Origin of the sequence: Mesorhizobium sp. M7A.F.Ca.AU.001.01.1.1 (genome assembly GCF_004022735.1) — a bacterium.
Taxonomy (GTDB): domain Bacteria; phylum Pseudomonadota; class Alphaproteobacteria; order Rhizobiales; family Rhizobiaceae; genus Mesorhizobium; species Mesorhizobium ciceri.
Genome location: NZ_RZPF01000054.1, coordinates 1 through 14,598, shown reverse-complemented (window position 1 = coordinate 14,598; position 14,598 = coordinate 1). Strand labels below are relative to the sequence as shown.

Below are 14,598 nucleotides of genomic sequence, written 5' to 3'. Positions count from 1 at the left end.
GAGCTGGAAGCAATCGAATGGCGTGACGCCGACGGTGAGGCGCGGGGACCAACGATCGCCGGAGATCGAGGCTTCCTGCGGTGACGGGATGCGCGTCTCGCCATCGAGCTGGTAGCCGTCATAGCGCATCGCCGCGATGACCTGCAGCCAATCCCCGTAATCGCCCTGCCACTGCAGGAAGCCGCCATAACCCTGCTGTTGGCCAGCGCCGAAATGCGCCGCTTCCGAGGAGGCCTCGAGATAGTAGTAGTCGAGTCCGTAGGTCAGCGTATGTGCTAGTCCCCAGACGTCGAAACGCGAGGAGTTCTTCACATTGAAACCTGTCGTGGCCACGTCGTAGAAGCGGAAATTGCCGATCGCCGAGGTCGGCCAGACCTGCGTCTGCTCGGCGCGGGTGCGGTTGTGATAGGCATTGGCGCTGAAGTCGATCAGCGCGTTGTCGTCGGGCTTCCAGGTGTAAGCGGCGGTGTAGGTCTGGTTGGTGGTGTCGGTGTCATAGCGGCTCAGGGTCGGCGAGGTCGAGCCGCTCGATCCGGTGATCTGGTCGTTGTAGCGCTGCAGGATGGCGCCGAGCTTCAGCTCATGGCCATCGGCCGGCCGCAACGTCGCCTTCAGATAGCCGCTGGTCACCCGCTCGCCGGTCCATGGCACGGTGTCGCCATTGCCATCGGTGTAGCTGTCGCGGTCGCGGTAGATGAGGTTGCCGATGATATCGGCATCGTCGCTGAAGCGGTAGGCACCGGTGGTGCTGGTGGTGAAGCCGTCGCCATTGTCCTCGTAGCCGAGCTTCTCGCTCAGCGCCCAGCGCTCATCCTTCTTGAGGAAATCGCCGGCATCCTTGGTCTCGAAGGAGACGACGCCGCCGATGCCGCCGGAACCATAGGCATTCGAGACCGGACCGCGAATGACGGTGGCTTCCTTGATCAGGTCGGGTTCGACATAGAACGAGCCAGAGCCATGACCGACGCGCCAGTAGTCCTGGCGGGCGCCGTCGAGGGTGACGACGACGCGGCCATATTGCTCCAGGCCGCGGATGTTGATGGCGGTTGCGGGATCGTCGCCATTCATCGAGGCAGCGACGCCCGGTGTGGTGCGGAAGATGTCGGCGGCTGTGTCGGGCTGGATGCGGTCGAGTTCGTCCTGATCGACGGCGCTGATGGCGGCCATCGATTCGATCACCGCCGTTTTGATCATCGTTGCCGAGATGGTGATCACGTCGAGCATCGTCGCCGGCTGGTTCTGCGCGACACTGGCCGGCGCCAGGCGGCCGGTCTTGGCGGCGGCCTTTTTCTCCCGGTCCTGTTCCTGCGCGCTGGCAAGAGGCACGGCGCAGAGGCCGAGCACGAAGGCGAGCGCCGTGCTCGCCATCGATGTCGTGTTTGTTGTCGTTGTCATGCAGCCCCCAAGCAAAAGCAAAACTGCTGGCGGTGGCTGAGCGGCCTTGGCTGGCATTATTGAAAATCCCTCAACCAGTCAGGTCAGGGCATGGGTCACATATTTAAACATGATGACATAAGTCAACTTTAAATTTATAGCCGACCATCCTCGAGAAGCATCTGGCACGGGAACAGCGGCATGGTTGGCAGTTTAGGCGAAGGCAAGACGACCCACTGGTCGCAACCGGGCAGGATCGCGGCGGTGCTGCTTCTGGCACTGGCGGTGCTGGCGCCTTCCTGCGGCTTCAAGGCGCTGGCCGCCGAGACCGTTGTCGATGCGCTGGGACGAACCGTCGTGCCGGGCGCGGCGACCCGGATCGTGACGCTCGGTTCCGACGTCACCGAGATCGTCCACGCGCTGGGCGCCGGCGGGCGAATCGTCGCTATTGATCGCGGCAGCAAATATCCGCCTGAAGTCGCGCAAAAACCCAATGTCGGCTACCGCCGCCAGCTTTCGGTCGAGGGGCTGGCCAGCCTGCGACCCGACCTGATCCTGGCCGCAGAAGACAGCGGGCCTCCTGAAGCGGTCGAGGTGCTGAAGTCGCTGGCAATTCCGATCGTCTTGGTCCCGCAGGACAACAGCCCGCAAGGCATCGAGCACAAGATCACGTTGATCGCCGCCAGCCTTGGGCTCGAGGACAAGGGCAAGGCGGTTTCCGCCGAGGTGCTCACCGCCTTTCAGGCTGCCGCGGATCTGGCGTCGCAAATTCCGCCGGAGCGGCGCAAGAAGGTGGTGTTCTTCCATGGCCTGGTACGTCTGAGCGCTGCCGGCGCGGGTACTTCTGCCGACGCCATCATCCGCTATGCCGGCGGCCTCAACCCTATGGACATCGTACAGGGCTACAAGGCGGCGTCGGAGGAAAAACTGATCGAGATGGCGCCTGACGTCATCCTGATGATGGGCGACGGCAAGGGCGGGCCGTCGGCCGAGCTGGTGTTCGGCAACCGCGCGCTGGCGGCAACGCCGGCGGCAGCCAAGAAGGCGCTGGTCGTGCTCGACGGCGCCTACATGATCGGCTTCGGCCCGCGCACATCGGATGCGATCCGCGACCTGGCGAAAGCGCTCTATCCGGAAGGGGAATGACGTCGCGAAAATCGCAAGACGGTTCGGCTGGGCAGTACAATTTCGTCGCCGAACCCCGTTGCGCTTCATAAATGCTGTCCGTCCGGATTTCTCCGGATCGGCTTCCGCCCGAACAAACTTGGCGGCTCGGCCTGAAACATTGGCACGATATTCTAAGCCGCGCGGTTGACCGTGAATGCGCTCTCCAGCCTATAATTATACTAAATTCATAGACTAACTGCGAGCGCTCGGAGCGCTCGCATCTTGGCCTGTGAAAATGGTTGCACAAGGGAGCGCATCGATGCCGAAAACAGAGTCCAATCCGGTCGACCTCGGCACCAGGGCCGCCGACTTCCTGCTGCCCGACGCGCAAGGTGTGCTGCACCGCCTTGCCGATTTCGACGCCAAGCCGGCCTTGCTCGTCGCTTTCATCTCCAACCGCTGCCCGTTCGTCGTGCTGATCCGCGAGCAGCTTGCCGCTTTCGCCAGGGATTACGCCGGCAAGGGGCTGCAGGTGGTGGCGATCAACGCCAACGACCACGAGGCGCATCCGGAGGAGACGCTCGCCCGCATCGGCGAGGAGGCCGGAAAATTCGGCTATTCCTTCCCCTATCTCAAGGATGCGTCGCAGCAGACGGCGAAAGCCTATGGCGCGGCTTGCACGCCCGACTTCTTCCTGTTCGGCACTGACCGGCGGCTCGCCTATCACGGCCAGTTCGACGATGCGCGGCCGGGCAACGGCAAGCCGGTGACGGGTGCCGATCTGCGCGCGGCGGTCGATACGGTGCTGGAGGGCGGCAGGCCCACTGCCAGCCAGGCGCCGTCGATCGGCTGCAACATCAAGTGGAGCGCGGGCAACGAGCCGGTGTGGTCTTCCAGCGCGGCCCGCGCGGCCTAGCGCCTGCTTCGACTTTATTCGCCAGGTCTCCATGCCCAAGCCGCAAAAATCCGCTTCCGACAGCTTGCTGCTCCAGGCCGACGTGCTGGTGCTGGGCGGCGGTCCGTCGGCAGCTTGGGCAGCAGTCGCCGCGGCCGAGGCCGGCGCCAAGGTGGTGCTGGCCGACAAGGGCTATCTCGGCACCAGCGGCGCCACCGCGCCGTCCAACACCGGCACCTGGTGCGTGCCGCCGGGCGACAACAGGCATGCCGTGGTCGAGCGACGCTGGCAGCGCACCGGCGAACTCGCCGACCCGCGCTGGATGCTGCGCTGCGTTGACACCGCCTACCGCAACCTGCTCAGGCTCTCCGAATGGGGCTATCCCTTCCCGAGCGAGGATGACGGCCGGCTCTACATCGCCAATCTGCGCGGCCCGGACTACATGCGCTTCATGCGCCGCCGCGTGCTTTTGGCCGGCGTCACCGTCCTCGACCATCATCCCGCGCTCGAACTTTTGTCGGACGGCGATGCCATCGTCGGCGCCGCCGGTGTCGCCAGGCAGATCGGCCAGGATTGGCGCGTCGACGCCAACGCGGTGGTGCTGGCGACCGGTGGCTGCGCTTTCCGCGAGCGCATCCTCGGCGCGACCGGGCTGACCGGCGACGGCTATCTGATGGCGGCGGAGGCCGGCGCCAGCCTGTCGGGCATGGAGTTCACCGGCAAATACACGCTGGCGCCCTACGGCTCCTCGTTGAACAAGGGGCTGCCGTTCCGCTGGGCGTCGTTCCATCGCGAAGATGGCTCACCGATCGTCGGGCCGACCGGCGAGCCGTTGCGCAACGGCATCGGCGACCGCGAGGAGGAAGTGGCGCGCGCGCTGATCGACGGCCCGGTCTACGCGCGGCTCGATCAGGCCGAACCAGCGCTGCAGGGCTGGCTGCGCCAGGGCCAGCCGAATTGCTTCGTGCCCTATGACCGCGCCGGCATCGACCCTTTCAGCGAGCTGTTCCGCATCACCCTGCGCGCCGAAGGCACGGTGCGCGGCACGGGCGGCATAGACATCGTCTCCGACGATTGCGCCACCGGCGTACCCGGCCTCTATGTCGCCGGCGACGCGGCCAGCCGCGAGATCATGACCGGTGCGGTGTCGGGCGGCGGCGCCGTCAATTCGTCCTGGGCGCTGGCCAGCGGCTGGTGGGCGGGCAAGGGCGCTTCGACCCATGCCAAGCGCCGGACCGGCAAGGCATTCCGCACTGAGGTGCAGTCGCTTGGCCAGGCTGGATTACGTCCTGCATCATCGCCGCGCGTCGACATCTCGGCAGGCGAAGTCATCGAGGCGGTGCGCAGTGAGGTGACGCCGCTCGACAAGAATTTCTTCCGCACCGGCGAAGGCCTGGAGAAAAGCGGCGAGCGGTTGGAGAGTGTCTGGCGCGACGTGCGCGACCATCTGCAAGGCGACGGGCTGGATAGGGTCCGTACCCGAGAGGCAGCTTCGATCGCCGCCGCCGGGCGCTGGTCCGTGGCCGCAGCGCTGCACCGCACCGAGAGCCGCGGTATGCATCGCCGCACCGATTTGCCGGGCAAGAGCCCGGCCTTCGCGCACCGGCTGGTCATCACCGGTGTGGATGCGTTCCGCATCGCAGGCGCGCCTGAGCGGCTGGCGGAGCTGGCGTCATGATCGAGATCGTCTCGGCCACGCGCTGTGTCGAATGCGACATCTGCGTCAAGGTGTGCCCGGCCAACGTCTTCGACGCGACCGAGAGCGGCGTGCCAGTGATCGCCCGCCAGGAGGACTGCCAGACCTGCTTCCTGTGCGAAATCTACTGCCCGACCGACGCGCTCTATGTGGCCGAGTTCGCCGAAGGGCCGACCGGCATCACGGAAGCTCAGGCCGACGCCCGACAGCTGTTTGGCTCCTATGCCCGCGCGCTCGGCTGGAAGCGCGGCAAGGCCGGCGGCTCGGAATTCGACCCGACGCACCGCATCCGCGTGGCGCAGTGAACCGATCGGAGACAGATATGGACCGTATCGTCGTCAGCGACATCAGCAAGACCTTCCAGCTCAAGCCGGGGCAGTTCGTCACCGTCGATGGCGAGGCGACCGACCGCGTCACCGTGCTCGATGGCGTTGACCTCTCGATCCGCAAGGGCGAGTTCATCACGCTGGTCGGCCCCAGCGGCTCGGGCAAGTCGGTGCTGCTCGACATCATTGGCGGGCTGACGCAGGCGACCGGCGGCGACGTCAAGCTCGATGGCCGGCGCATCACCAGGCCCGACCCGAAGACCGGCTATGTCTTCCAGCAATATGCGCTGTTTCCCTGGCGCACGGCGCTCGCCAACATCGAATATGCGCTGGAAGTGCGCGGCGTGGCCAAGGCTGAGCGCACGGCGACGGCCCGCCATCTGTTGTCGCTGTTCGGCCTTGCCGGCTTCGAGGACCGTTTTCCCAACCAGCTGTCCGGCGGCATGCAGCAGCGTGTGGCGATCGCGCGTGCGCTGGCCAGCAACCCGGAAGTGTTGCTGATGGATGAGCCGTTCGCGGCGCTTGACCAGCAGACGCGCGAGCTTCTGCAAGGCGAGCTGCTGCGGATCTGGGGCAAGATCAACACGACGGTCATTTTCGTCACCCACTCGATCGACGAGGCGATCTTCCTCGCCGACCGGGTGGTGGTGATGACGGCGCGGCCGGGCGCGGTGAAGGAGATCATCGATATCGACCTGCCACGGCCGCGCGACGGCGACATCCGCGCCAGCGCCGAATTCAATCTATATCGCGCTCGCGTCTGGGACGTGCTGCGCGACGAGGTCAACAAGGCGCAGAAGGACTGGACTCTGTCGCCAGCCTTCAGTCACTGAGGAACTGGACCCATGGCCTATCTGACCGAGAAGTTTGGCTCCGCTGGAGCGCTCCACCTGTTTGCCGGCGCTGGCGAAACGGTAGCCGCCGCCAGGGTCCCCGCCATCAAGGCCAACGCCAAGATCCGGAGCAAGAAAGCGAGCCGCGGCACATTCCTCTATGGCTTGCCGCTGCTCGGCCTGTTCTTCCTGCTGTGGGAGATCGCGCCCCGGCTCGGCTGGCTGAACCGGATCTTCTTTCCGCCGCTGAGCGAGGTGCTGGTCGCCGGGTGGGCGCTGCTCGCCTCGGGCGTGCTGATCGAGCATATCGGCATAAGCCTGCAGCGCGCTGCGATCGGCTTCGCACTCGGCGTGGTGGTCGCCATCCCGCTCGGTCTGTTGATGGGGCGCTATTCGCTGTTCGAGAAGGTTTCCGACCTTTTGGTGCAGACGCTGCGCAACACCTCGCAATTCGCGCTTCTGCCGGTGTTCATCCTGCTGCTCGGCATCGGCGAGGAATCGAAGGTCGCGATCACCTTCTACTCCTCGGTGTTTTTTCTCCTCGTCAACACGATCAGCGGCGTCAAGTCGGTCGATCCGCTGCTCATCAAGGCGGCGCGCTCGATGGGCACGTCCGACTTCGACCTGTTCCGGAAAGTCATCCTGCCGGCCAGCATTCCCTCGATCGTCGCCGGCGCTCGGCTGGCGGTGAAATCCTCGCTGTTCGCGGTCATCGGCGCCGAGATGCTGGCGGCCAAATCCGGCCTCGGTTTCCTCATCCAGAATTCGCAGCTGATGATGGAAACGGCCGACATGTACGCCGGCATCCTGACGCTGACCGTCATCGGCCTGACCGTCAATTACCTGCTCGTCTGGTTCGAGCGCTGGGCAACAGCCTGGAAGGGCCAGTCCGAGACCTCGCTCATTTAAGCGGCCCCATTCATTCCAAACAGGAAGGATTTTCCCATGCCCAACATCCCATTCGACGCAATTCGCCGGCTGCTTCTGAAGGGCGCCATTGCCGTCGTAATCGGCCTTGGCGGCATGCCTGCCTTCGCACAGGACAAGCCTGACATCATCCGCATCGGCAGCACGGCGCCGGGGCACCTCAAATTCATCCTCGCCAAGAAGGACGGCTGGTGGGACAAGGAATTCGCCAAGGACGGCATCAAGGTCGAACTGGTGACCTTCAACGGCGGCTCGGAAGCCACGACGGCATTGGCGACCGGCGCCATCGAGTTCACCTATACCGGCAACAATCCGGCGCTGCGCGTTGCTGCGTCCGGCGCCGACGTCAAGCTGATCGGCCTGTCGAGCTATGTGAAGGCCGGCGGTTCCTACATCGTCGTCAAAACCGACTCGCCGTTGAAGACGCTGCAGGATCTCAGGGGCAAGAAGGTCGCCTATCTCACCGGAACGGTGCGGCATTCGAACTTCAGCAAGGCACTGAACAGCGTCGGCCTGACCACCAATGACGTCGAAGGTCTGAACCTGCCTTTCGAGGCATCCGGCCCGGCGCTGCTGCGCGGCGATATCGACGCCATTGTCGAGACGGATTCGACGGCGGCCAAGCTGGGCGACACCGGCGAGGCGCGGGTGCTGTTCGACACCAGCACCCATCCGGAATGGAACGTGCCGAACGTCATCTCGGTCAACGGCGCCTTCGCGGCGAAATATCCCGATCTGGTCAAGCGGCTGCTGAAGGTCGACATCGAGATTTCGCGTTGGGCCGACGCTCATCCGGACGAGACGATCAAGACGTTTGTGGAGGCGACCAAGTCGTCGGAGAAATCCGTCCGCAAGACCTATGCCGACGGGGTGTTCCACCAGGATCCGAAACTCACCGACGACGCGATCGCCGCCTTGCAGGGCGAGGAGAAATTCATGGCCAGCGCCGGGCTCCTGAAGGGCTCGATCGACTACGGAAAATGGGTCGACAAGAGCTTTGTCGATGGCGCCGCGGCTGAAGTCGCTGCCGTCCAATAGACTGGAAGCATCGAGCGGGGCGGGCGCTTTACCGCGCTGCCCCGTTCGTCTGGTCCGTCAAATCTCTGGGATGTTCTCCTTGAAGATCACCTGCAGCCTTGGCTGGTGCAGTTCATAGGGCAATCCCCGGACCGCATGGGTCAAAGTGTTGAGCGCTTCGCGGGCTTCGACGCGCGGGTTCTGGTCGATGACCGCGTCGAGCGTGCCGTCGAGCAGAAGGTCCTTGGTGCCGTCCGTCACCTCGTGGCCGAGGAAGACCATGGACTGGGCGCGGCCGTGCTCCTTGAGCGCGCGGGCGATGCCGGTGTTGCCGGCGCCGACATTGTAGATCGCGGCAAGGTCGGGGTGCCGCTCCAGCAGGGCCGATGCCTCCGAATAGGCCTTCTCGCGGTCGTCGAGCATTTCGCGCATCTCGACGATCTGCAGGTTGGGTGATTCCTCGGTCAGGACGTGGCGGAACCCCATCTCGCGTTCTTCGTGGCCGCGATAGGACAGCGAGCCGGCGAACAGCGCCACCTTGCCCGGATGCCCCGATCCCATGAAGCGGTTGAGCAGATAGCCGGCCAGCCGCCCGGCGGCGCGGTTGTCGATGCCGATATAGGCGACCCTGGGCACATGCAGGATGTCGGAGGCGATGGTCACCACCTTGATATCGTTGGCCGACAGGGATCGGATCGCTTCGCGCACCGTCGGATGGTCGAGCGCTATAACGCCGACGCCTTGCGTCTGTCCGCGCAGGTCCTGCAGCAGGCGGGCGAGCCGGTCAGGATTGAAGCCCTCGATGGTGGCGATATGGACATCGAGGTCGGGCCGCGCCAGAGCCTGTGCCTCGATGTGCCGGTGCAGCATCTTGATGAAGGAATTGGTGCCGGCCGGCAGCGCGAAGTCGAGTCGGATGACCTCGCCAGGCGAGGGCCGTGGCGGCGCGCCGTTCGGGCCTTCGGCGATGTAGCCGAGGCGCTGCGCCATTTCGAGCACGATTTCGCGCGTGCGCGCCCGCACGCCGGGTCGGTTGTTGAGCACGCGGTCGACGGTGGCGGCCGAGACGCCGGCTTCCCGGGCTATGTCAGTCAGGGTGGAACGCACCGTCTTTCATCTCCTGCATGCGTCAGATCGGCTGGTGACGGCTTCCCCGCCATCGGCGATTCTGATGGGAAATGATGTATCCGCCCTTAGCCCATGCGCAAGCCGCCGCGCTAAATCAAATGGTCCGGCAGGGCTGCGCAGGGCCGGGAAGGGTCGTGTGCCCTCAAATTGAAGCACCCGGCATGATGCATGGATCCCGTTTTTGTGCATTTCCTTGCCCTATTGCGATGTTGTGAGGTGTTTTGATTATTTATGATGTTGACAGCCTTGCCATGCTGCCGTCAATATCCCTCATAAGGGCCGTGGAGGAAACGTGGCCCTGAGGGAGGAGTTTCAATGTCTGACTTGATCCGCATCTCGCGGCGCCGGCTGCTGGCATCCGGAGGAAAGGCGGCTGTGATCATGGCCGCCGCTGGTATCGCACCCCAATTCATTCGTCCCGGCCGCGCCTATGCGGCCGACGCGCTGGCGCCAGGCATGATCGGCGGCCCGACGGGCTTCGATGGAGCCGAGCGCTACCAGTATGGCGCCGACACGCCGGAAGGCCGCGCCATCGAGGCGGCCAAGGCGCTGAAGGGCGCCGGCAAGGCGCCCGCCAAGATCGTGCTCGGCCTGTCCGACGGCTCGATCGGCCAGCTCACGCAGCCGTTCCCGGCCGGTGCGCCGTCGATCAAGGAGCTGTGGGAAAAGGAAACCGGCATCGCGATCGAAATCGTCGGTTTGCCGAACGGCCAGGAATTCACCAAGACGATGCAGGACATCTCCACCAAGGGTGGGGCCTACGACATCTATTCGACCGAATGGAACCGCCTCGGCGACCTCGCCGAAACCGGCGGCATCGCCAAGCTCGATGACTTTGTCGCGCAGCACAAGCCCGAATGGGACGATCCCGTCAGCGGTTATGTCAACGGCGCCAAGGGCGTGTCGCTGCTCAACAAATACCGCGGCTCCAACTATGGCGTATCGCTGGATGGCGACTTCCAGACCTGGGTCTACCGCACCGATTTGTTCGGCGACGAAGCCGAGAAGAAGGCCTTCAAGGACAAATACGGCTACGATCTGGCGCCGCCGAAGACCTGGAAGCAGCATGGCGACATCGCCGCCTTCTTCCAGCGACCGGACAAGGGCCTGTTCGGCTCGACCGACCTGCGCAACCAGGGTTGGGGCTATACCAATTGGTACCAGCGCTATGTCTCGATGGCTTCGCCCAACCAATTCCTGTTTGGCGATGACGGCAAGCCGATGATCAATTCCGAGCAAGGCATCGCCGCCACCAACGAATATGTCGCTTCGCTCGCACATCATTCGCCGGATGCGATCTCCTGGGGCTGGCCGGAGCAATACGGCAACTTCGCCAAGGGTGGTGCGGCGATGACCTGCGCCTTCTCCAACCTGCCGAAATTCCTCGACAATGCCGGCAACAAGGATTCGGCCGTCACCGGCAAGATCGGCTCGATGCTGCCGCCAGGCCGCGAGATCGACGGCAAGCTGATCAGCCGTTCCGTGCTGTGGTTCTCGCTGACCGGCATGGTTTCGTCGCAGTCGAAGAACCAGGAGGTTGCCTATCTCCTGCTGCAATGGCTGGGCTCGGCCCGTATCTACGCCTGGATGAGTGCCAATCCCGGCGGTTATCTGGACCCGTTCCGGCTTTCGGACTTCTCCGATCCGCTGGTGCGCCAGACCTATCATGCCTACCACATGGACGTCGTGCGCGAGACGGTGGCGCGCACCGTGCCGACCATCAACTATCCCGGCGCGACAGCCTTCCACAATGCGCTCGACGAGAACCTCATGGCGGCGCTGACCAAGGCCAAGACATCCGAGCAGGCGATGGCCGATACCGAGGCGGAGTGGAAGAAGATCGTGCGGCGCACCGGCGAGGACAAACTGCTCGAAGCCATCAAGACCAACAAGGAGGCCTGGCCGACAGTTCTCGACCCGATCGTCTGATCCATCTCCCTGGATCACATCGAAGGAGGGGAGGAGCCTGCTTTTCCCCTCCGCCCACAGCGCCACCAGCAAAGCCGCCAGATGAAGCGTTCCGTTCCTTTCCTGATATTCCGCTATGCCGCGATCTTCGCGGCCATGGCGGTGACGCTGGTGCCGATCCTGTGGATGGTATCGATGGCGTTCAAGCCGATCGCCGAATGGTCGGCGACCGGCGCCGACCTGACCTGGTGGCCGAAGAACCCGACGCTCAGCAATTTTCGTTTCGTCTTCGGCGAGTCGACCAACAATTTGATCGTCGCGCTCGACCGTACCGCGCTGAAGCCGATCCTCGCATCGCTGCTGTCGGCGGTTTTCGGCACGGTGATCGCCATGTCGGCGGGCACTGCCGCGGCTTATGGGCTGTCGCGTTTCGGCTCCGGCCAGAACCTGCCGCTGGCGCTGATCCAACTCAGGATCTTTCCGCCGATGGCGGTCATGATCCCGGTGATGATCATGTGGGCTTTCCTCAACTTCACCGATAGCTGGTGGGGGTTGGCGCTGATCTACGGCATCGTCACCTTGCCGTTCGCCTTCTGGCTGATGAAGACCTTCTTCGACGACATGCCGCGCGAGATCGAGGAGGCGGCGCTTGTCGAAGGCTGTTCGCGGCTGCGCGTCTTCACGCGCATCACGCTGCCGATGATGCGCGCGCCGCTGGCCAGTGCCGCGCTCTTCGTCTTCATCCTCAACTGGTCGGACTATCTGATCGCGCTGCTTCTGACGACGCGCGAATGGGTGACCATCCCGGTCTACATGGCCTCTCTTTCTTCCTCGATGACCGGGCAGCTCTATGGCGCCAAGGCAGCGCTTGGCCTGATCGCGGCCGTGCCGCCGGTCATCATGGGCATCGCCATCCAACGCCATCTGGTGCGCGGGTTGACATTCGGGGCGCTCAAGCAATGAGCGCGGTGACTGTCATGACTTCCAAGGATGAGGTGAAAGCCGTCGGAGCAAAGCCGGTTTCGCGCGATGAGGGCGCAAGGCTGGGTTTCCGGCTGACATTACCTGCGCAGATCCTGGTGCTGTTCATCTCGGCCTTCCCGCTGTTGATGCAGCTCTACATCAGCGTCACCGACTGGTCGCCCCTGTCGGGCACCGGCTGGTGGAACGCCTGGTCGATGTGGAACAGCTTTGCCAACTACACCGATCTCGCCGCCGACGCGCGCTTCTGGAGCGCGCTGAAGCGTACGGCCATCGTCATGATCGTCTGCGTGCCGGCGGAATTCCTGCTCGGGCTGGCGCTGGCGACACTGTTTGCCGACGATTTCCCGGGCAAGCGCGTCTTCTATTCGATCCTGCTGATGCCGATGATGGTGGTGCCTGCCGTGGCCGGCTACATGTTCTTCATGCTGTTCCAGTCGGGCGGCCCGGTGAACGACATCTTGTCGGCGCTCACCGGATCTCTCGTCACCATCGCCTGGCTGTCGGATCCGACTCTGGCGCTGATTGCGGTGATGGTCGCCGACATCTGGCAATGGACGCCGCTGATGTTCCTTATCCTGCTTGCCGGCCTGGTCGGCGTGCCGGAGGACCAGATCAAGGCGGCGACGCTGCTCGGCGCCAATCCGTGGCAGCGCTTCGTCACCATCGTGCTGCCGAAGATGAAGACGATCATCATCATCGCGTTGGCGATCCGGGTGATCGAGAACTTCAAGATCTTCGACACGCTCTACATCATGACCGGCGGCGGTCCAGGCGTCGCTACCGAAACCATCTCGGTCTACATCTACAAGCTCACCACGCAGGACCTGATCTGGGGCTATGTGGCGGCGATCGCGCTGGCCATTTTGGTCGTGCTGTCGATCGTCGCAGTGTTTGCCATGAAGCGCATGGCGCGTGCACGCGAGGTACCGGCATGAGCGCCATCCACCTGCAAAACCTGGTCAAGAAATTCGGCGACTTCACCGCGCTGAAGACCATGGACCTGGCAATATCAGATGGCGAGTTCATGGCGCTGCTCGGCCCGTCGGGCTGCGGCAAGTCGACGACGATGAACATGATCGCCGGCATGGAAGAACCGACCGGCGGCAAGATCCTGTTTGGCGAGCGCGACATGGCCGGCGTGCCGATGGGCCGGCGTGGCGTCGGCTTCGTGTTCCAGAACTACGCCATCTTCACGCATATGACGGTGCGCCAGAACCTTGCCTATGGACCAAAAATGCGAGGGGCTGCCAAAGCCGAGATCGATCGCCGTGTCGGCGCCATCGCCGAGATGCTGCAGCTTTCGCCGCTGCTCGACCGCAAGGCCGACAGGCTGTCGGTCAATATATTGCAACGGGTGGCGATCGGCCGCTCGGCGATCATGGAGCCGGCGATCTTCCTGCTCGACGAGCCGCTCTCCAATGTCGACGCCGCTTTCCGGGCCGTCATGCGCACCGAACTGAAGCAGCTGCAGCGGCAGTTCCGCCAGACCATGGTGTATGTCACCCACGATCAGCTCGAGGCGATGACCATGGCCGACCGCATCGCGGTCATGGATCATGGGGTTTTGCAGCAGGTCGGCACGCCGCTCGAGGTCTACAACGATCCAGCCAATGTCTTCGTCGCCCGCTTTATCGGTGCGCCGGGCATGAATCTGCTCAAGGGCAGGCCGGCGGAGAGCGACCGCGGACTGGTCGTCGATCTCGGACCGTTGGGCGTCACGCCGCCGCTGCCGGGCGAACTCGCAGCGGCCATGCGTGGTGCACGCGGCGAGGTGCTTTACGGATTCCGGCCTGAACAGGCGACGTTGGTGCAGAATGGGCAGGGCCTCGCAATGCCGGTGACCTTTGTCGAACGGATCGGTGCGCGCACCATCGTTCATCTCGGCCAGGGCGAGGCGGCTGTGAAAACGGTGTTCGACAATGATGTCGGGCTGGCTATCGGCGACACCGCTGTCATCGCTCCCACTACGTCGTCGGTGCGCGTCTTCGACGCCGCTACCGGCCTTGCGATGAAGGCAGGTTGAGATGGCCGATATCGTCTTCCGTAATGTGACCAAACGCTACGGCAATACACTCGCCGTCGACGACGCCTCGTTCACCGTCAACGACAATGAGTTCTTCTGCTTCTTCGGTCCGCCGCTGTCGGGCAAGTCGACCATCCTGCGCCTGGTGCTCGGGTTGGAGACACCTGACACCGGCGAAATCCTGATCGGAGGCAGGCCGGTCAACGCGATGTCGCCGGCCGAGCGCAACGTGGCTATGGTGTTCCAGAACCTGGCGCTGTTCCCGCATATGAGCGGGCTCGAAAATGTCCGCTTTCCCCTGGTCGAACGCCGGGTCGCCGAGGCCGAGATCAAGCGGCGGGTCACCGACGTCGCGGCGAAGCTACATATCGGCCATATCC

Annotated in this window: 14 protein-coding genes; 12 read left to right on the top strand and 2 right to left on the bottom strand. The window is 64.0% G+C overall.

What is annotated here, in order from left to right; all coding sequences use genetic code 11:
* A partial coding sequence (locus tag EN884_RS05735) for a TonB-dependent receptor (RefSeq protein ID WP_128360496.1) occupies positions 1-1,395 on the bottom strand: 1,395 nt, incomplete at its 3' end.
* A gap of 180 nt (positions 1,396-1,575) precedes the next feature.
* Between EN884_RS05735 and EN884_RS05730 the strand changes: the two genes are divergently transcribed.
* From EN884_RS05730 to EN884_RS05700, 7 genes are all read left to right on the top strand, one after another.
* Entirely contained in the window at positions 1,576-2,520 is a 945-nt protein-coding gene (locus EN884_RS05730) for an ABC transporter substrate-binding protein (protein ID WP_063168545.1), read from the top strand.
* Between the two features lie 280 nt (positions 2,521-2,800).
* Entirely contained in the window at positions 2,801-3,397 is a 597-nt protein-coding gene (locus EN884_RS05725) for a thioredoxin family protein (RefSeq protein ID WP_063168544.1), read from the top strand.
* 31 nt (positions 3,398-3,428) lie between these two features.
* Positions 3,429-5,054 carry an FAD-binding protein gene (locus tag EN884_RS05720; RefSeq protein ID WP_024501571.1) on the top strand — a complete coding sequence of 542 codons (1,626 nt, stop codon included), beginning with the start codon at positions 3,429-3,431 and terminating at the stop codon, positions 5,052-5,054.
* Positions 5,051-5,377, top strand: a complete 327-nt coding sequence (locus EN884_RS05715; RefSeq protein WP_013530816.1) for a ferredoxin family protein — start codon at positions 5,051-5,053, stop codon at positions 5,375-5,377. Before EN884_RS05720 ends, EN884_RS05715 begins: the two co-directional genes overlap by 4 nt.
* Before the next feature lie 17 nt (positions 5,378-5,394).
* Entirely contained in the window at positions 5,395-6,231 is an 837-nt protein-coding gene (locus EN884_RS05710) for an ABC transporter ATP-binding protein (protein WP_013530817.1), read from the top strand.
* A 12-nt stretch (positions 6,232-6,243) separates the two neighbouring features.
* The gene (locus EN884_RS05705) at positions 6,244-7,140 is read left to right on the top strand and encodes an ABC transporter permease (RefSeq protein ID WP_127224208.1); all 897 of its coding nucleotides are present in this window, start codon (positions 6,244-6,246) and stop codon (positions 7,138-7,140) included.
* 36 nt (positions 7,141-7,176) lie between these two features.
* Positions 7,177-8,196 carry an aliphatic sulfonate ABC transporter substrate-binding protein gene (locus tag EN884_RS05700; RefSeq protein WP_063168543.1) on the top strand — a complete coding sequence of 340 codons (1,020 nt, stop codon included), beginning with the start codon at positions 7,177-7,179 and terminating at the stop codon, positions 8,194-8,196.
* Positions 8,197-8,253: 57 nt separating this feature from the next.
* Here EN884_RS05700 and EN884_RS05695 read toward each other — a convergent pair whose 3' ends face one another.
* Entirely contained in the window at positions 8,254-9,282 is a 1,029-nt protein-coding gene (locus tag EN884_RS05695) for a LacI family DNA-binding transcriptional regulator (protein ID WP_024501567.1), read from the bottom strand.
* 336 nt (positions 9,283-9,618) lie between these two features.
* Here EN884_RS05695 and EN884_RS05690 point away from each other — a divergent pair, with 336 nt between their 5' ends.
* The 5 genes from EN884_RS05690 to EN884_RS05670 all read left to right on the top strand — a co-directional run.
* A complete protein-coding gene (locus tag EN884_RS05690) occupies positions 9,619-11,232 on the top strand; it encodes an extracellular solute-binding protein (protein ID WP_063168542.1) in 1,614 nt (537 codons plus the stop codon).
* A gap of 81 nt (positions 11,233-11,313) precedes the next feature.
* The gene (locus tag EN884_RS05685) at positions 11,314-12,174 is read left to right on the top strand and encodes a carbohydrate ABC transporter permease (RefSeq protein ID WP_024501565.1); all 861 of its coding nucleotides are present in this window, start codon (positions 11,314-11,316) and stop codon (positions 12,172-12,174) included.
* A complete protein-coding gene (locus tag EN884_RS05680; RefSeq protein ID WP_063168541.1) occupies positions 12,171-13,130 on the top strand; it encodes a sugar ABC transporter permease in 960 nt (319 codons plus the stop codon). Before EN884_RS05685 ends, EN884_RS05680 begins: the two co-directional genes overlap by 4 nt.
* Complete coding sequence (locus EN884_RS05675) at positions 13,127-14,218, top strand: ABC transporter ATP-binding protein (protein ID WP_063168540.1); 1,092 nt, start codon at positions 13,127-13,129, stop codon at positions 14,216-14,218. Before EN884_RS05680 ends, EN884_RS05675 begins: the two co-directional genes overlap by 4 nt.
* Position 14,219: 1 nt before the next feature.
* A partial coding sequence (locus EN884_RS05670; RefSeq protein ID WP_128360495.1) for an ATP-binding cassette domain-containing protein occupies positions 14,220-14,598 on the top strand: 379 nt, incomplete at its 3' end.

Bases quoted from the DNA above. Each gene is read 5' to 3' on its own strand.
- EN884_RS05730 (WP_063168545.1), top strand. From the start codon at position 1,576: ATGGTTGGCAGTTTAGGCGAAGGCAAGACGACCCACTGGTCGCAACCG.
- EN884_RS05725 (WP_063168544.1), top strand. From the start codon at position 2,801: ATGCCGAAAACAGAGTCCAATCCGGTCGACCTCGGCACCAGGGCCGCC.
- EN884_RS05720 (WP_024501571.1), top strand. From the start codon at position 3,429: ATGCCCAAGCCGCAAAAATCCGCTTCCGACAGCTTGCTGCTCCAGGCC.
- EN884_RS05715 (WP_013530816.1), top strand. From the start codon at position 5,051: ATGATCGAGATCGTCTCGGCCACGCGCTGTGTCGAATGCGACATCTGC.
- EN884_RS05710 (WP_013530817.1), top strand. From the start codon at position 5,395: ATGGACCGTATCGTCGTCAGCGACATCAGCAAGACCTTCCAGCTCAAG.
- EN884_RS05705 (WP_127224208.1), top strand. From the start codon at position 6,244: ATGGCCTATCTGACCGAGAAGTTTGGCTCCGCTGGAGCGCTCCACCTG.
- EN884_RS05700 (WP_063168543.1), top strand. From the start codon at position 7,177: ATGCCCAACATCCCATTCGACGCAATTCGCCGGCTGCTTCTGAAGGGC.
- EN884_RS05690 (WP_063168542.1), top strand. From the start codon at position 9,619: ATGTCTGACTTGATCCGCATCTCGCGGCGCCGGCTGCTGGCATCCGGA.
- EN884_RS05685 (WP_024501565.1), top strand. From the start codon at position 11,314: ATGAAGCGTTCCGTTCCTTTCCTGATATTCCGCTATGCCGCGATCTTC.
- EN884_RS05680 (WP_063168541.1), top strand. From the start codon at position 12,171: ATGAGCGCGGTGACTGTCATGACTTCCAAGGATGAGGTGAAAGCCGTC.
- EN884_RS05675 (WP_063168540.1), top strand. From the start codon at position 13,127: ATGAGCGCCATCCACCTGCAAAACCTGGTCAAGAAATTCGGCGACTTC.